Below are 17,833 nucleotides of genomic sequence, written 5' to 3'. Positions count from 1 at the left end.
TCACTCAAGAACATCGAAGGACCATGCAATGGCGATGATCGAGCCGCGCGGCCGTATCGTACCCGTTCTCCTGTCAGGTGGCGCCGGCTCGCGGCTATGGCCGCTCTCCCGCGAAACCTACCCGAAGCAATTGCTCTCGCTGCTCGGCGAAAACACCCTGCTGCAGCAAACGGCGCTGCGGGTCGAGGATCGTGCGCTGTTTGCCGATCCGATGGTGATCGCCAACGCCGAGCATCGCTTCGCGATCGGCGAGCAGTTGCGCGCGGTCGGGGTCGATCGTCCATCCATCGTGCTCGAACCGTTCGGCAGAAACACCGCGCCCGCCGTGGCGATTGCGGCATTGCTCGCCAGCGAATCCGACCCCGACGCCGTGATACTGGCGATGCCGGTCGACCACTGGGTGCGCGACCACGCCGCGTTCCGCGCTGCCATCTCGACGGGTATTACCGCCGCGCGCTATGGCCGCTTCGTCCTGTTCGGCGTTCGGCCTTCATCGGCGGCGACCGGGTTCGGCTATATCCGGATGGGCGATGAGCTGGATGCCGCGTCTCCCATTCGTAGCGTCGCCGGCTTCGTCGAGAAGCCGGATCTGGTGACGGTCGAGCGCCTATTGGCGTGCGACGAGCATGTCTGGAATAGCGGGATATTTCTGCTGCCGGCGCGCCAGTTCATCGACGAATTGGCGCATCGCGCGCCGGAAGTTCTCGCCGCCTGCCGCAAGGCCTTGACAGGCGCCACCCGGGACCTCGATTTTCTCCGCCTCGACGAGCGTGCCTTCGAGGCGTGCCCAGCGATCTCGATCGACTATGCGATCATGGAAAAGACCGACAACGCAGTGGTCGTTCCCGCCACGTTCGACTGGAGCGATGTCGGGAGCTGGTCAGCTCTGTGGTCAATGGCCGACAAGGATCAATCAGGCAACGTCGTCATCGGTGACGCGGTCGTGGAGGATGCGTCGGGTTGCTACGTCCGGGGCGACGGACAACTGGTCGCAGCGCTCGGGGTCGAAGACCTCGTCATTGCCACCTCACCCGATGTGGTGCTGGTGACCAGCCGCAAGCGCGATCAGGATGTCGGGAAATTGGTCGAGCGCCTGAAGGCAAACGGTCATCGTTCGGCAACCCAGACCCACAGCGTCCATCGTCCTTGGGGCTACTATCAGTCGATCCACGCCGGCGAGCGGTTTCAGGTCAAGCGCATCACCGTCAATCCTGGCGCCAAGCTGTCGCTGCAAAAACATTATCACCGCGCCGAACACTGGGTCGTGGTGAACGGTACCGCGATCGTCACGCGCGACGACGAAGAAATCTTGCTGCGCGAGAACGAGTCGATCTTCGTTCCCCTGGGGTGCATGCATCGCCTGGAAAATCCCGGAAAGGTTCCGCTCAACCTGATCGAGGTCCAGTCGGGCACCTATCTCGGCGAGGACGACATCGTTCGCGTGCAGGATATCTATGATCGCGTCTGAGGCGCGGCCGGATGAGTGGCAGCATCCGCATCGGGGACGGCGCACGCCGCAGCAAGGGCTATGCGCGCGACACCAAAGGAGGCGGCCATGAGTGCAAAACAGCAAGTGAAAGAGCTGGTGAAGGACGCGTTTCCGTCGATATGGCTGCAGTGGCATTTCATGAAGCGTCCCAAATCGGCGGAGCGCGAACTGTCCTATCTCGACAAGGTCATTCCCGATGGCGCGGTGACGGTCGACGTGGGCGCGAACTGCGGCCTCTACACGCGGCGGCTGGCGCGCCTTTCCCGGCAGGTCCATGCCTTCGAGCCTTCGCAGCAGATGGCGAGGTTGCTGCGCCGGACCTCGGCGCGGAACGTCAGCGTCCACGAGATCGCACTGTCGGATCATGACGGCGACGCTGAATTGTTCATCCCGCAAGGCGAAGACGGCCTGGTCTATGGCCTTGCCTCTCTGGAAGCGCGGGCCGAGCCATCGGCCAGAATGGTCTCCGCGCATGTGCCGATCGCGCGGCTCGACGCGGTGATTAGTCAGGATGTGGCGTTCGTGAAAATCGACGTCGAAGGCCATGAGTTGAACGTCCTCAATGGCGCTGTCGAACTTTTGGAGCGTTGCCAGCCGGTATTTCTGGTAGAGGCGGAAGACCGCCACCGTGCCGCGGCGACGCGCTCGGTGTTCGAATTCTTCCGCAGCAAATCCTATCGGGGGTTCTTCCTGAAGGACAACGAGGTGATTGACGTCGAGGCGTTCGATCCGGGAACGCTCCAGGATGCCGATGCCTTACGACCGGATGGCGGTCGCAAGGACGGTCAGTTCTACGTCAACAACTTCTTTTTCTTTCCCCGCCATCTCGACGGTGAATCGATATTGAGCAGCTAGCTCGTCGTTTCATCGCTCATTCCCGTCCGCGCGGTTGGGCCGCGCGCGGCGTAACACAGGATCCATAATGCATATAGCAATGATTGGCGCCGGCTACGTCGGGCTGGTGTCAGGCGCCTGTTTTTCCGATTTTGGGCATCAAGTCGTCTGCATCGATAGCAACGCGGAAAAAGTAGCAAGCCTCAACAACGGAGAGATGCCAATTCACGAGCCGGGACTTGCCGAACTGGTGGCGCGAAATGTCGCCCAGGGCCGCCTGTCGTTCGCGAGCGATCTGAAGTCTGCCGTCAACAAGGCGGAAGTGGTGTTCATCGCGGTCGGCACGCCGTCGCGCCGCGGCGACGGCCATGCCGATTTGTCCTATGTCTACACGGCAGCGCGCGAGATTGCGGGCGCGCTTCCCGATCGGGCGGTGGTGGTCACCAAATCGACGGTTCCGGTTGGAACGGGCGACGAGGTCGAGCGTATCATCCGCGAAGAGAATCCGACCGCCACCGTTGCCGTCGTCTCCAATCCCGAATTCCTGCGTGAGGGGGCGGCGATCCGCGACTTCAAGCACCCCGACCGGATTGTCATCGGAACGGACGATGCGCGCGCCCGCAGCGTGATGACCGAGGTGTACCGGCCGCTCCACCTTAACGCTTCCCCGATTCTCTATACCGATCGCCGCACCGCGGAGCTGACTAAATACGCCGCCAACTCCTTCCTCGCCACCAAGATCGCCTTCATCAACGAGATCGCGGACCTTGCCGAGAAGGTCGGCGCCAATGTGCAGGAAGTCGCTCGCGGGATCGGTCTCGACAACCGGATCGGCCAGAAATTCCTGCACGCCGGGCCGGGCTTCGGCGGCTCCTGCTTTCCAAAGGACGCGATGGCGCTGATCAAGACCGGCCAGGACAACGAATCGCCGCTGCGGATCGTGGAAACGGTGGTCGCTGTCAACGACCAGCGCAAGCGGGCGATGGCCCGCAAGGTCGCCAACGCGTTCGGCGGCAACATCCGCGGCAAATCCATTGCGGTGCTTGGCGTCACCTTCAAGCCCGAGACCGACGACATGCGCGACGCGCCGTCGATTCCGCTGATTACCGCGCTGCAGGACATGGGCGCCGAGGTGCGGGTATTCGATCCGGTCGGCATGGAGCAGGCGAAGAAGGTGTTCGAGAACGTCACTTTCTGCGATAGCACCTATCGCTGCGCAAAGGGGTGTCACGCGCTCGTCATTGTCACGGAATGGGAGCAGTTCCGGGCGCTGGACTTCAGGGAGTTGGCTGCCATCATGGCCTGTCCCGTCATCGTCGATCTGCGCAACATCTACTCTCCGGAGGAAGTGGAGCGGAACGGCTTTCTGTATTGCGGCGTGGGGCGGCCGAAATCGGTGGCCTACTGAAGGACACGAGCCGTCATGACATCGGCTGACTAAGGATACACGCATATGATGATTGCGGATCAGGCAATTCTGGTAACGGGGAGCGCGGGATTTATCGGATTCCACGTGGCGCAACGGCTATTGCAGTTCGGCCACCGCGTGGTCGGGATCGACAACCTCAATTCATATTACGATCCGCAACTGAAGGCGGCCCGGCTCGCTATCCTCCGCAACGATCCGCGCTTTCAGTTCGAAGAGCTTGATGTGGCGGATCGCGTCGCGATACCGGCGCTGTTCGCGCGCCATCGGTTTCCCGTCGTCATCCATCTGGCTGCGCAGGCAGGCGTGCGATACTCGCTGAGAGATCCGCACGCCTATGTCGACGCCAATCTGGTCGGCTTCGCGAACGTTCTGGAGGGATGCCGGCACAATGGCTGCCGTCATCTGCTGTTCGCGTCCTCGTCATCCGTCTACGGCGCCAACAGGAAGCTGCCGTTCTCGGTGCATGACAACGTCGATCACCCGATCAGCCTCTATGCCGCGAGCAAGAAGGCCAACGAGTTGATGGCCCATTCCTACAGCCATCTCTACCGCATCCCGTGCACCGGCTTGCGATTCTTCACCGTATACGGCCCGTGGTATCGGCCCGACATGGCGCTGTTCGTGTTCGCGGACGCGATCGTCCGCGGCGACCCCGTCAAGTTGTTCAATGGCGGTCGGATGCTTCGCGACTTCACCTACATCGATGACGTGACGGAAGCGCTCGTTCGCCTGATCGATCGCGCGCCGCAAGGCGGGCAGCTAAGCCTCGGCGGCGCCCTGGACCCGGGATCGAGCGCCGCTCCCTGGCGCATCTACAATGTCGGCAACAACAAGCCGCAGCAGTTGCTGCATGTGCTCGATGTCCTCGAGCAGGAGCTTGGGCGCAAGGCCAAAAAGGAATTGCTGCCGATGCAACCGGGCGACGTGCCGACGACCTATGCCGATGTCGATGATCTCGTGCGTGACGTCGGCTTTCGCCCCTCGACCCCGATCGAGGATGGCATCCAGAAGTTCGCGGCCTGGTATCGCGGCTATTGCGCGGCCTAGCCGGCCGCGTTTGCGCGAAAGTCCCGTGGTGTCGTGCCAAATCGGTCCTTGAACGTGCGCGTGGCATGGGCGGCATCGGCGAAGCCGCATTGATGCGCAAGCCGCGCGATCGGAACGGTGGTCAGCGAAGCCTGCCGCAAGAGGTCCCGAAACAGTTCGGCGCGCAGATGAAGCACATGCCGTTCGAACGTGGTCTCGCGGTCGGCGAAGATGCGATGAAACGTCCGCTCGGAAACGCCGAACTCGGCGGCGAGCGCCGGCACCGGCCGGATGGCGGCGATATTGGCTCTCAGATAGGTATCGATCAGGCCGAACAGGTCGGGCCGGGACAGCTCATGGCTGGCGCCGGCGGCGAGACGGAGCAGGGCCGACAGATAGGCAACGATATCGGGCTCCTTCTGTCGCGCCGGCGCATCGGATAAGGAGATCGCGTCGCGAAACAGCGCGGCAATCGAACGTGCCACCGTCCCGGATAACGGCACCGGCCTGGCGCAGAACCGCTCCGCCCTGGGGACAGACCGCAACAGCGAGGCGGCGGGGACGGTCGCGATCAGCAGCTCCACGCGCTGTTCGGAGCCGAACAGCCGATCCTCGAACGGGCGCCGCGCATCGTAGAGCACGCCGTATCCGGGATCGATGGTGCCCTCGTTTCCGGCCTGCACCATCGAGCTTCGGCCGCGCCGCTGAAAGTCGAACATGAATTCGTCCGAGCCGGCCCGGCTCACCAGCCTGGCATCGCGGGTGTAGCATTGCGGGCTGCTGTCGAAACGGACGAGCTTCGCTCCGCCGATCTCGACGAATTCGAAATGGCCGCTGACCACGGCGGAGCCGAGCGGCCTGGTCTCGACATGGGCGAACGACCGGCAGATCGCTTCGGTCCAATAGGCCGTCCGTTCGGTCGGACGGATCGGGTCGGTGGAGACGCTGATCGGCATCGCGCGGGCTGGTTTCCCTGTGTGGCGCCGCAGCGTCGCCCATGAGCGGTGGGTCTGGCAAGGGCCAGAGGTGGCAGGCTCATTCAAGACGCCCGGAGCGGAGTGGCCTAGCCTGCATCCGAACCCCATACATTCGGTCCGATATGGCACGTACAAAACCTTCCGCCCTGGCAGACGCCGTTCATCCGCTCGATCCCCTCAGCGAGGCCGAGGTCGCGCTGGCGTCAGACATATTGCAACGGGTCAAGAAGCTCGGCCCGGATGCGCGATTTACCCATGTGCAACTCGAGGAGCCGGCCAAATCAGACGTTCTCGGATGGAAACCGGCGGCCGGGCTGCCACGGCGGGCCGCCGCCACCCTGTTCGACTGCAAGACCGGCGCGACGCATGTCGCCACGGTGGACCTTGAATCAAAGTCCGTAACGGCGTGGCGCGAATATTCGACCAGGGCCCATCCTTATGGCCAGCCGCCGATCACCATCGAGGAAGTGTTCAAGGTCGGCGACATCGTCAAGGCCGACGCGGACTGGCGCCGGGCGATGCAGCGGCGCGGCCTGAAGGATGAGGACATCGAGCTGGTTCAGGTCGATCCGTTCTCGGCCGGCTATTTTGACCGCGAGGTGGAGAAGGGCCGACGTCTCGTCAGCGCCGTCTCTTATTGGCGCAGGGATCTCAAGGACAATGGCTACGCCCATCCGATCGAAGGCGTGGTGGCGCTGGTCGACCTGATCGAGAACAGGATCGTCCATCTGGTCGACGAACCCGACATCATTCCGATCCCGAAGAAGTCGCGCAACTACGACCGGGCGTCGATCCCGCAAACGCGAAAGGACGTCAAGCCGCTGGACGTCGTGCAGAAGGAGGGCCCGAGCTTTACGATCGATGGCTGGAAGGTCAGTTGGCAGAACTGGTCGTTCCGCGTCGGGTGGACCGCGCGCGAAGGCCTCGTACTGCATCAGATCGCCTTCCGCGATGGCGGGCGGGAGCGGCCGATCATCTATCGCGCGAGCGTTACCGACATGATCGTGCCTTATGCCGATCCGACCGCGAACCATTTCTGGAAATGCGCCTTCGATGCCGGCGAGTATGGGCTGGGCAAGCTCGCCAATGCGCTCGAACTCGGCTGCGATTGCCTCGGCCACATCCACTATTTCGATGTGCCGGTTGCCGACGACTACGGCAAGCCCAGCGTTATGAAGAATGCGATCTGCCTGCATGAGGAGGATTACGGGATCCTCTGGAAGCATTACGAATTCCGCAACGAGACCTTTGAGGTCCGCCGATCGCGCCGCCTCGTCATCTCCTTCTTCACGACCGTGGGAAATTACGACTACGGCTTCTTCTGGTATTTTTATCAGGACGGCACCATCCAGCTCGAAGTCAAGCTGACGGGCATCATCCAGACCGCGGCGATCGCCTCGGGCAAGGACTACCCGTGGGGCGGCATGGTCGCCGAGAATCTCGGCGGCCCGACCCACCAGCACTTCTTCAATGCCCGCCTGCACATGATGCTCGACGGTGACGGCAACACCGTCACCGAACACGAATTTCGCCCGCGGCCATGGGGCACGGATAATCCCTACGGCAACGTATTTGACGTCACCGCCCGGACGCTCTCGCGCGAGCGCGACGCGGCCCGCGAGGCTGACGGCCGGACCGGGCGCTACTGGAAGATCGCCAATCCCAACAAGAAGAACAGCGTCGGTGGCCCGACCGCGTATAAGCTCGTAGCGCACAGCGCGCCGGCGATGCTGGCGCAGGAGGGCTGCTACATGACCTCGCGCGGTGGTTTTGCCACCAAGCATGTCTGGGTGACCCGTTACGCGCCCGACGAGCGCTACGCGAGCGGTGAATTCCCAAACCAGCATGCCGGCGGCGACGGTCTGCCGAAATATATTGCCCAGAACCGCGCCATCGAAAACGAGGACATCGTGGTCTGGCACTCCTTTGGCGCGACGCATGTCTGCAGGCCGGAGGATTTCCCGGTGATGCCGGTCGAATATGTCGGCTTCACCTTGAAGCCGAACGGCTTCTTTGCCGAGAATCCGGCGATGGACCTGCCGCCGGATCGCAATAGCGCCAGCCGCGACAATAGAGACAAGGATTCGTGCTGCGGCTGACAGTCCGCGAGTTCGCTTCATTTCACCAAGCAGGAGCTTGAATTTGGATATTCGGACCGGCCGACCCGTCACGCTGGCGTCAAACGGCATGGTGACGTCGCCGCATTCGCTCGCCTCTGCGGCCGGCCTTGACGTGCTTCGCGCCGGTGGTTCTGCGATCGATGCCGCAATTGCGGCCAGCGCGGTGCTCGCGGTGGTCTCCCCGCACATGACCGGTCTTGGTGGCGACGCGTTCTGGCTCATCCACGATGGCGCCAGCGGCGAGATTCGTTATCTCAACGGGGGTGGCAAGGCGGCAGCGGAGGCTGCGCTTTCGTCAATCGAGCGACGGGGATTGCAGGAAATCCCGCTGCGGGGAGTCGTACCCGCGACGCTGACGGTGCCGGGCGCGGTGGCGAGCTGGACCGAGGCGCATGAGGTCTATGGGCGATTGCCGCTCCGGCGCGTGCTCGAGAGCGCCATCGGCTATGCTGGCGATGGTTTTCCGGTCACCGGCCGCCTCGCCAGCTTCATCGAGATGATGCGCGATGATCTGCTGGGTGATTGCGAAGCCGCCGCGCTGTTCTTTCCGCAAGGCGCGGCCGCGCCGCCGGGGACGAAGCTCACCAATGCAAACCTTGCCCGCACGCTTCAATCGATCGCTGAACATGGCTGGCAAGGCTTTTACAGCGGATCGGTTGCCGCGGAGATGGCGCGCTTTTCGGAAGAGAAAGGTGGCCTGTTTCGGTCTGCCGATTTCAGTCGGCAAAAAGCCGTCTGGGGTGCGCCGCTGGTTGGCCGCTACCGCGACGTCACCATCTTCAACACGCCGCCGCCGACGCAGGGTTTTACCGTGCTCGAAATGCTCAACCTCGTCGAGCCGTACGAACTGCACCGAAAGGATTTCCTTGGGCCCGATCACGTGCATCTCCTGGTGCAGGCCAAGCAGATCGCCTATCACGACCGCGATCAGGTGCTTGCCGATCCCTCCTTTGCCGAGGTGCCTGTCGAGCGGCTGATATCGAAGGAATACGCGCACCTGCGCGGCCGGCTAATCGACGGGCGCTCGGCATTGAGATGGGACCTGGTGCCGTCCTTCGGCAGCCTGTCCGGCGATACCGTCTATATCGCCGCCGTCGATCGCCACGGCAATGCGGCATCGCTAATTCAAAGCCTCTATGGCGCATTCGGGGCCTGCGTGGTTGCGGGAAAGACCGGCGTCATCCTGCAAAATCGCGGCGCGTATTTCTCGCTGGATCGCAACCACCCCAATCGCCTCGAACCCGGCAAGATCCCGCTGCACACGCTGATTGCCTCGATGGCCAAGCGCGACGGCAAGCTCTGGAGCGTGCTCGGCTGCATGGGCGCGGACGGCCAGCCGCAAGTCCAGCTGCAGCTCTATGCGGCCATGATCGATTTCGGTCTCGACATCCAGGAAGCGATCGAGACGCCGCGGTTCCTTTCCGGCCGCTTCGCGCTCGGCGAGGCGCGCGACACCCTGCATATCGAGGGCCGCTTTCCCGAAGGGACAATCGACGCGCTCGCGCGACGCGGCCACGCGATCAATCGATGGCATGCCTGGAACGAAATGGCCGGTCATGCGCACGGCGTCACGATCGATCAGCGAAACGGCATGCTGAGCGGCGGCTCTGATCCGCGCAGCGATGGTGCGGCGATCGGGTATTAGATCAGAGATGAACGCCCGCTCTGTCAGAAAGCGCCCGGCTACCTAGCGAGATCGGGCACAGCCATTGGACGGAACGCGAACGCAGGCTTCGATCTCAATTAAGATCGCCCTTCATGCATGCGGCGATAAAGGCTGTCTTTCCGGGCGTTTCATTGTTTCCCCAACCGCGTTGAGCCGCAAGACTCTGGCAGGATTGAAGGGAACGCTTCGTGGCATCCGGCTCGTTTGTAGCTGAACTGGCGCGACGGATGGTTGGGATGGGCGCTGACGATGCCGGAGGCGGAGCCGCCGCCGGTGGTGGGGTCGTCGGCGCCGGCGGCGGTGTTACGGCAGCAGTTGAATTCGATGAAGCCTTGCCGTCGGGCCTCTGGGTTGCATGAAAGACGGCAAGAGCCGCAGTACATAGCGCGATGGCGCCGATGACTGCGACCGAAAGCCATTTCTTGGTCGATCTTGCGCTTGCCGGCGTGGCGGTCACCTGCGGCTTCCCAAAAGTATGGCCATCGTCCCACGTCACCACAAGGTAGGCGTGAACCGGCTCCGGAATATTCTTCACTTTCCGTGCGCCGATGTCGACAAATCGCGCGGACAGCTTGTTGGTCACCTGTTCGTACACCGCGCGTGAAATACAGATGCCGCCAGCTTCGGCCAGTCCTTCCAGGCGTGCGGCGATATTGACGCCATCGCCGAGCAGATCGCCCTCGCGCTCAACCACGTCTCCGATGCCAATGCCGACGCGGTAGCTCATCTGCCGGCTGTCTGGATAAGCGAGGTTCCGCGTGCGCAAACTTTCCTGGATATCGATGGCGCAGCGTACCGCTTCGACGGCACTGGGGAATTCGGCAAGAAATGCATCGCCCGCGGCATTGAAGATGCGGCCGCCAGCTATCGCAATGAGATCGTCGGTGGTGGATCGATAGGACGCCATTCGCCGCAGCGTCTCTTCTTCGTCATCGGCGACCAACCTGCCGTAGTCGGCGATGTGGGCTACCAGAATTGCGGCGATCTTGCGCCTCATGAGGTGGTATCCCGCTCAAAACGGTCGCAGCCAATTGCTCCCAGGCTAGGACAACCGGGACGATCACAATCCGGTCGGCTCAAGGGAAGCCTATCCGCCGTCTATCCAAGCCGCAATACCCAAACTTCCCACAACGTTAAGATCCGCCCGGCGGTTCGGGCCTGGCAGCGATGGGGCGGCGATCAGTATTAGCAGCCATCCATGGCTGGTCGTTGGCCGGCCCTCCCATTCTGCGCTACCACTCCTCCGGACAGGAGTGACGCCGATGCCGCTATGGACCTGCGAACAATGTGGCGCCCAGTTTCCCGAAACCGCTGAGCCGCCGGCCGCGTGCCCAGTCTGTGAGGACGATCGGCAGTATGTAAACTGGAAGGGCCAGATGTGGATCACCCGCGAGAAATTGGCGAAACGTTACAAGCTCGTCTGGCGTGACGATCTCGGCATTCCCGGCATCAGCATGCAGCCGGGTTTCGCGATCGGGCAGCGCGCGCTGCTGGTGCGCGAGGCCGATGGCTGCCTGATGTGGGATTGCGTGCCGCTGGCTACAGGGGAAGCCATCGGATACGTCCGTTCGCTCGGTGGCCTGAAGGCGATTGCCGTTTCGCATCCGCATTACTATGGCGCGGTCGCTGACTGGAGCGAGGCGTTTGGCGGCGTGCCGATTTATCTGCATGGCGACGATCGCGCCTTCGTTACGCGGCCGCATTCCGCCATCGTGCCATGGACCGGCGACAGCCATCGGATTTCGGACGACATCCTGCTGGTGCGGACCGGTGGACATTTTGCAGGCGGCACGATCCTGCACTGGCGCGCGGGCGCGCAAGGGAAGGGCGCGCTGCTAACCGGCGATGTCGCGATGGTGGCGATGGACCGCCGCTCTCTCAGCTTCATGTACAGCTATCCGAACTACATTCCGCTCAACGCCACAGCGGTACGCCGGATCGCGCGAGCGGTCGAGCCGCTGGCGTTCGATCGCATCTATGGTGCGTGGTGGGGCCGCAACATCGAAGGCAACGCCAAGGCTGTGTTCGAAATGTCCGTCCAGCGGTATGTCGCAGCGATCTCCGGCTGAAAACGGCCGGTCAATCCCATCCTTATGGCTTCTCCTCCGGTCCTGTTGTTGGCAGTATCGATGCCAAACAAGAAACGGGGGGAAGCACGATGTCATCGCAGCCTTTGCTTCTGCTGGGAGCGCCCGGTTCGCCCTATACGCGCAAGATGTTGGCGGCGCTGCGCTATCGCCGTATTCCCTATCGTCTTCTGGTCGGTTCGCACCGCACGCCGACCGATCTGCCCAAGCCAAAACCGCAACTGCTTCCGACGTTCTATTTCACCAAGGCCGATGGTTCGGTCGAAGCCGTCGTCGATTCGACGCCGCTGCTGCGCCGCTTCGAGCGCGACTATCCGGATCGCAAGCTCGTCCCGTCAGACCCGGCGATCGCCTTCCTCGACTATCTGCTCGAGGATTTTGCCGACGAATGGCTCACCAAGGCGATGTTTCACTATCGCTGGCATTTTCCTCAAGATGCGGATCAGGCCGGGGAAATATTGCCGCGCTGGTCAGTGAAGCCGATGACCGAAGCTGTGCTTGCGCCGATGAAGGCCTTCATCAAGGACCGGCAGATCTCGCGTCTCTACGTGGTCGGCTCGAACGACATCACCGCGCCCGTCATCGAGGCGAGCTTTCGCCGCTATCTCGGCGCCATGAAACGCCATTTGGAATATCAGCCGTTCCTCATGGGCGCGCGGCCGGGCACGTCGGACTTCGCGGCCTATGGCCAGTTGACCCAACTGGCGCGTTTCGATCCGACGCCGACCGCGATCACGCTCAACGAAGCGCCGCGCCTGTTTGCCTGGACCGAAGTGCTGGAAGATCTCTCCGGCGTCGAACCCACTGAGGCCGACTGGATATCGCGCGACGCCATTCCAGCGACGCTGAAGGACCTGTTTGTCGAAATGGGCCGGGTCTATGTCCCGGTGATGCTGGCAAATGCCAAGGCGGTGATGCAGGGCGCGAAAACGGTCGAGACCGAAGTGGACGGCCTGCCATGGGTACAGGAGCCGTTCCCGTATCAGGCCAAATGTATCAAGTGGATCGGCGAGGAATACGCCAAGCTCGACGGCGCCGCGCGGCAGGCGGTGTCGTCGATCATCGCGGGAACGGGATGCGAGCGGTTGCTGTCTCCCGCGGCGTGATTTTGGCGCGGCTGGCTAGCGGTTGCCGGCTCCGACCGCGGCCACGCCTCGCGGCATCGGCGCTGCCCGCTGCGCCGGTTGCAGCGGGACAGATCCGCTCTTGGGCTCGCTGAGCCAGCCGGTGAGGCGCGACATCAGGCCTGCCTGTTCCACAGTCCGCGCCTCCTGCACGAACGGGTCGGTGTAGCATCGGGCGCCCGCGGCCTTTGCGATCCGCGCCACGGCATCGGTCATCGCCGGCGCGCCCGCGGTATAGACCACGTCATCAGGCGTGAGCTTCGGCAAATGATCGGTCGGCCGGCCGCTTTGAATGGCGTGCGAGATTTTCTGCGGCTCCGACACCATCGGAATCAGCGTGACATTGGGAAACAGCGCCAGCCGGCACAGCGCCGCGTGCATGTAGAGCGATCGGATGCTGCGGGCCTGTACGATGAAGACCATTTCGCGCTGCGGCTGCTCCATGATCGCGGCGACCGCAACCGACCACATCGGCGCAAAGCCGGTGCCGCTGGCGACGAGAACGATGCGTCCGGTATGGTCTTTCCTGAAGAAGGCGCGGCCGTACGGTCCGGTCAGCTTGACGCGGTGCCCGGGGCGGATGTCGTGCCCGAGTGCCGAAGACACCAGCCCGTCCGTGACCTTCCGGATGTGAAAGTGCAGCAGGCGATTGTGGGGAGCGCCTTCCAGCGGAAAGGTCGGGCTATAGGACCTTACCGGGAATCCCTGAAACTGCAGCTTGCAATACTGGCCGGGAAGATAGTCGAGCGGCTTCGGCAACTCGATGTCGACGCCCACCACGTCGGGGGCGAGCTGAACGGTCTGCGCCACTTCCGCCGACAGCGCCACCGGTTCGGGCGCGGCCTCGATCGCAATCTCGAGATCGGAAACGATCCGGGCCTGGCAGGCATGAATCATGTCGTCGCCCGGGCTATGGCCGCCAAACACCTGGCCGTCGACCTTCCGCACGCGGCAGGCGCCGCAGATTCCGGAGCGGCAATCGTGCGGAAGATCGACGCCGTTCATCAACGCCCAATCAAGCAGAAGCTCGCCGCGATTTGCCAGAAACGGCTCGTTGTTGATCGTGACCTTGCAAATCTTTGACATTTATTCCACCTCGATACGAATTGGACGGACGTGCCGCGTATGTCTGATCTGGCTATGGTCGAATGCGGCGACCCGCATGAAGACGCCGGTTTTGATCGGCACGTCGAATTGGCTTGTGGTGTCGAGCCGGCGCTTGACCTCGAGAGCCCAATGGCCCGAAGCCCAGCGGGCTGTGGCTCTGATGTCGGCGCGGTCGCCTGAAAATTCGCCGTTCAGAATGACGCCCGGGATCACCGTCCCGATCGGGATGCGGGCGTCGATGGCGGTCGAATAGGGCACCGAATCCTGCTCGGTCATGAACCAGCGTGCGCCGTCGCTTTCGCCATGATTGGGATCGAGGTCGATGTCTCCCATCGCGGCGGTCGTGTCGGCAACGGCTTTGGGCAGGCGCAGCGGGGCGATCAGGCGGCTGCGACGCGGACCGCCTGACGTGTCGGCCTCGACGGTGAAATTGTCGCGGTAGTTTGCCGCTCCCGGATCCGGCGCGAAGCCGCCTTTGTACGGAACGACATTCGCCGCCTGCATCGGCGTCGGATTCAGCGGAGGCCCGAAATGGGCATCGTCCATCCATCCGGTCGCGCCGCTCGTCGCTTTCCACTGCCACACATCGGCATAGCCGACATCCGTGTAATGCAGTCCGCGGCCGCTCATGGTGGCCGGCGCGCCGGCGACCGGCTGCGGCCCTGGATGAAAGGTCCGGCCGCCGGCCAGCGTGACATCCGAGGTGGTCAGCAGCACCGAAAACTTGTCCTCGTTGTATTGATGCTCGTCGCCTAGCTGAAAGCCGGAATGAAGCAGGTGCCATCCGTCGGCTTCCTTGACGAGCGGCAGGTGTTTTAGCGAACGCGTCGAATCCTGCCAGGTGAAAAGGAAATACGCATAGGTGCCGTCGTGCACGGCGCGGATCTCGATCCTGGCCTCGCCCTTGCCGTCGAAATTTCCGCCTTCTCCGGTGAGTAGCGAGAACGGCTTGACGCCGCGCCAGGCGCGATCGGAGGTGTCGCCGTCGAGGCTGGGCGCGTCGGCGGGATTGATGCGGCGGATGTGCACGCTATCCACCGCCAGCCGATCGGTCGCCACGAGCAGCGAAGCGCCGGTGATCGCAGCGGCGACCGCGACGACGAAGGCATTGGCCTGCAGCGTTGGGTTTCGCGGTCGTGCTGCTTGCGGCGCCGGCTCGCTTTGATCGCGGCGCGCCTCGGCGCGCGGCTGCAGCGGATGAGATGAGACCTCGGGCGAATCAGCCTTTTCGGAATCCGGCAGGCGCGCCGACTGTTCGGCCAGCATCCCCAAGAGCTCGACGGCATCGAGCCGCGGCGGCGGCGCGGGCAGGGGAGCGGGACGAAAAATGCGGAGCAGTTGCGCAGCGCCGCCGCTCTTGAGTTGGGTCAAGACATGCAGGACGACAAAGGCGAGGATCACCCAAGTCCCCACCCAGTGCAGCATCGCCACGTCATAGCCGGAGTAGAAACCGAAATAGAGCGCACCGCCGCTGATCAGCAATCCTGACATCGTGACGAAGAAAATCCAGTACATCAGGGCGATCACGGCGCTCAACCTGGCCTGTCCGCGGCCGAACAAGCCGCGAAGCCGGACCTTGTCGAGCTGGACACGGCGTCCGAGGCCGGAGCGGACCATGTAGACGATGTAGCCGATCGCCACGGCGACCAGGACGACGGCTGCCTGCATGTGGGCGATCCATACGCTGTCGCGCGGCAGTACGGCGTCGAACCAGTTGAGCCAGGTCCGGTCGGGCGTTTCGGTAGCAATGCGCAGACCGGTAACGAGCGCAACGGCGAAGGCTGCCACGAACGTCCAGTGTAGAATAATGGTCCCATAGTCCGTCTTACGCTGCCTCACGCATACGCCCCGCTACTTCACTTCCGAAGCAGCAACCCGCGTCGATTCAACCGCTGATGTCGCTGCCCTATTGATGGTGGTCTCTTGTTGCCGAGACCCTCGTTTGGATCGTCCTTTGACATGCAGGCCGACGAACAATGCCCTTATGCGCCCGCCGCGTGAGCCGGATAGGCGAACGCGTTCTCCTGATGTATCGGCCTCCAGCGTCCCCGGAACGATCGGGAGCGCTGGAGGCCGCGCCGCGCGCCGCTATCCCCACATGTGATATAAATGCGCCAAGTCGGGCGCTGGCGAATGGTCGTGGTCGACGACCGGCGCGGCGACGTCGGCGGTAGCCAACGTCACCGGCTCGACGCTGATAGCGGGAGCCGCAGCCTTTTGTACGGCCGGCGCCGTCGTCGTCTCTGTGATGGCCGGCGTCTCCGCGACCGATGTCCCCAGCACCTCGGCGACCGTGACACCGTCGGTGTTGAAGGTGCCTCCGGTCACGGGGACATTGTGGCCGCCGAGATCGGCAGCGTTGCCATGCATCTGATCCGCCGCCGCCGTGACCAGCGCGGCGTTGCCGGTCTGCAATCCCTTGATCATCGCGGCAATCTCGCCGCCGAGCGTGCCGCCCGCGGCCGCGTCGAATTCGGTGACGCTCTTCTCGAATGCCCTGAGATCGCCGATCAGCGCGGCGATGGCTTCGGCGTCCTGGCTGCCCACGAGCTCGATCGCCTGCTTTCCAAGCGAATTGGACTGCGCAATGAAATCGGCGACGAACACGGTCTGCACGTCGTTGTCGAGAAATTTCGGAGCGGGCGGGGTGGCATCCGCAAGCGGCGAGAAGCCGCTGACGCCGCCCTGCGTCGCCATATCGGCCAGGTTGGCGTCGCCCTGAACGATATCGATGATGTCGAGGATGTTGTCGGCGCTGGCCTGTGCCGCAGCGGGGCCTATCGTGGGGTCATTGATATAAGCGAGTTCGAGCTGCAGTTGCTGTACGATCGTGTCGGCGTGGACGCCGGTCAGCCCCTCGAACAATTCCGGGCTGGCAGTCATCAGCGCCTGCATGTCGGCAATCACGGCGTTGATATCGTCGGTGATCTCGGTTCGGTTGGCATCATTGACCCCGCCGAGGATCTGACTGGCCACGTTGTCGAACATCTCGCCGATCTCCGCGAGATTGTGGGGCGCGGCGGCCGCCGGAGGCTCGGTCGGCGCTGTCGGCGCCGGATTTGCCAGCACAGGATCGGTATTGACGGCGTTGATGATGCTGAGCTGGCTGGCGCGAAGCGTCTGTGCTGCTGCGGCGGCGTTACCGGGCGAGCCTGCGGCGCCCACCGCGGCGTTGGCCGCCGAAATGGCGCTGGTGATGTCGGACAGGACCGCCTGGACATGGCCGAGCGCGGCGCCGGAAAACTGACCTGTATTGAGCTCGGCCAGCAGATTGTTCTGCACCGTTGTGAGATTGTTGGTGTGGAGTGCAACGTTGCTAACTCCCTGTCCGCCGTCGTCGATGGCGCTTTGCCGCGGGGCATCCATCGGCTGCCGAGCCATGCCATTGAAGGTGGCGCTGAGGTCCGAGAAACTCGAACCGACAGGTCGAGCCATGGTTGGGTTGGCCGGCGGCGTTTCTTCGGGCAGCGTCGGGGACGGGGAAGCCGGAGCGACTGGCGGACTGGCGACGTCATCGATCGGGAGATCGAGATCAACGTCGGGTTGATGTCCTTCGAAGCGAGCCATTATTCGTCCCCAGTCGTCCAGTCGAATTCATGACGTATGGGCGCAGGCACCCGCCAGGAGCGGGATGTGCGCACGGTGAAGGATCGTTGAGCTTCGTGGCGTCATTCGGCCGAGACGGCGACCAATGAGCGCCGAAGCAAGGTTATAGACGGACGAATCCATGACGCGCGCCGCGCCGAAAAACGGCGAAGCAGGCGCGCGCGAGACGGGGATAAAGCAACGCTTTCCGCGCCCTTTGCGACAGTTCGAGGCCTCGGCCCTTCCGCGCCGGAATCGTGCGAGCCCGCGTGCGCGCCTGAAGAGCGCGAAGAAGCCTTTGCCATCGTTCTACCCAAGCACGAACTCGAACTATCGGTGTTCGTCGCATTCTCGCCGAAAAATGGTCCGCATCGCGCGTCAAGGAGACG

Annotated in this window: 12 protein-coding genes and 1 pseudogene; 8 read left to right on the top strand and 5 right to left on the bottom strand. The window is 63.2% G+C overall.

Annotation, left to right across the window (positions count from 1 at the left end; genetic code table 11):
• Window positions 1-34 precede the first annotated feature (34 nt).
• The 4 genes from AC0QUY_RS31450 (at window position 35) to AC0QUY_RS31435 (ending at window position 4,799) form a co-directional block, all read left to right on the top strand.
• The gene (locus tag AC0QUY_RS31450) at window positions 35-1,468 is read left to right on the top strand and encodes a mannose-1-phosphate guanylyltransferase/mannose-6-phosphate isomerase (RefSeq protein ID WP_475390135.1); all 1,434 of its coding nucleotides are present in this window, start codon (window positions 35-37) and stop codon (window positions 1,466-1,468) included.
• 87 nt (window positions 1,469-1,555) lie between these two features.
• Window positions 1,556-2,344, top strand: a complete 789-nt coding sequence (locus tag AC0QUY_RS31445) for an FkbM family methyltransferase (protein WP_475390105.1) — start codon at window positions 1,556-1,558, stop codon at window positions 2,342-2,344.
• Window positions 2,345-2,411: 67 nt separating this feature from the next.
• On the top strand, window positions 2,412-3,731 hold the full coding sequence (locus AC0QUY_RS31440) for a UDP-glucose dehydrogenase family protein (protein ID WP_475390104.1): 1,320 nt from the start codon (window positions 2,412-2,414) through the stop codon (window positions 3,729-3,731).
• Between the two features lie 51 nt (window positions 3,732-3,782).
• Window positions 3,783-4,799, top strand: coding sequence for an NAD-dependent epimerase (locus AC0QUY_RS31435; RefSeq protein ID WP_475390134.1), 1,017 nt, complete (start codon window positions 3,783-3,785; stop codon window positions 4,797-4,799).
• Here the strand turns inward: AC0QUY_RS31435 and AC0QUY_RS31430 are convergent.
• Window positions 4,796-5,734 carry a helix-turn-helix domain-containing protein gene (locus tag AC0QUY_RS31430; RefSeq protein ID WP_475390103.1) on the bottom strand — a complete coding sequence of 313 codons (939 nt, stop codon included), beginning with the start codon at window positions 5,732-5,734 and terminating at the stop codon, window positions 4,796-4,798. The genes AC0QUY_RS31435 and AC0QUY_RS31430 overlap by 4 nt on opposite strands.
• 143 nt (window positions 5,735-5,877) lie before the next feature.
• Between AC0QUY_RS31430 and AC0QUY_RS31425 the strand changes: the two genes are divergently transcribed.
• Complete coding sequence (locus AC0QUY_RS31425) at window positions 5,878-7,854, top strand: primary-amine oxidase (protein ID WP_475390102.1); 1,977 nt, start codon at window positions 5,878-5,880, stop codon at window positions 7,852-7,854.
• Between the two features lie 43 nt (window positions 7,855-7,897).
• Complete coding sequence (gene ggt, locus AC0QUY_RS31420) at window positions 7,898-9,520, top strand: gamma-glutamyltransferase (RefSeq protein ID WP_475390101.1); 1,623 nt, start codon at window positions 7,898-7,900, stop codon at window positions 9,518-9,520.
• A gap of 516 nt (window positions 9,521-10,036) precedes the next feature.
• Here ggt and AC0QUY_RS31415 read toward each other — a convergent pair.
• Window positions 10,037-10,538: pseudogene (locus AC0QUY_RS31415) on the bottom strand (adenylate/guanylate cyclase domain-containing protein); the annotation flags it as partial.
• A 265-nt stretch (window positions 10,539-10,803) separates the two neighbouring features.
• Here AC0QUY_RS31415 and AC0QUY_RS31410 point away from each other — a divergent pair.
• Complete coding sequence (locus AC0QUY_RS31410) at window positions 10,804-11,610, top strand: MBL fold metallo-hydrolase (RefSeq protein ID WP_475390100.1); 807 nt, start codon at window positions 10,804-10,806, stop codon at window positions 11,608-11,610.
• Window positions 11,611-11,699: 89 nt separating this feature from the next.
• Window positions 11,700-12,734, top strand: coding sequence for a glutathione S-transferase family protein (locus AC0QUY_RS31405; protein WP_161849932.1), 1,035 nt, complete (start codon window positions 11,700-11,702; stop codon window positions 12,732-12,734).
• Between the two features lie 15 nt (window positions 12,735-12,749).
• Here AC0QUY_RS31405 and AC0QUY_RS31400 read toward each other — a convergent pair whose 3' ends face one another.
• The 3 genes from AC0QUY_RS31400 to AC0QUY_RS31390 all read right to left on the bottom strand — a co-directional run bounded on the left by AC0QUY_RS31400 (window position 12,750) and on the right by AC0QUY_RS31390 (window position 17,426).
• Window positions 12,750-13,838 carry a 2Fe-2S iron-sulfur cluster-binding protein gene (locus tag AC0QUY_RS31400; protein ID WP_475390099.1) on the bottom strand — a complete coding sequence of 363 codons (1,089 nt, stop codon included), beginning with the start codon at window positions 13,836-13,838 and terminating at the stop codon, window positions 12,750-12,752.
• The gene (locus tag AC0QUY_RS31395) at window positions 13,839-15,698 is read right to left on the bottom strand and encodes an ethylbenzene dehydrogenase-related protein (protein ID WP_475390098.1); all 1,860 of its coding nucleotides are present in this window, start codon (window positions 15,696-15,698) and stop codon (window positions 13,839-13,841) included.
• Window positions 15,699-15,947: 249 nt separating this feature from the next.
• On the bottom strand, window positions 15,948-17,426 hold the full coding sequence (locus AC0QUY_RS31390; protein ID WP_475390097.1) for a hypothetical protein: 1,479 nt from the start codon (window positions 17,424-17,426) through the stop codon (window positions 15,948-15,950).
• Between the last annotated feature and the right edge of the window lie 407 nt (window positions 17,427-17,833).

The organism is Bradyrhizobium sp. WYCCWR15520 (genome assembly GCF_056174665.1).
The sequence above is the reverse complement of the archived record's forward strand: the minus strand, read 5'-3'. Positions and strand labels throughout refer to the sequence as shown.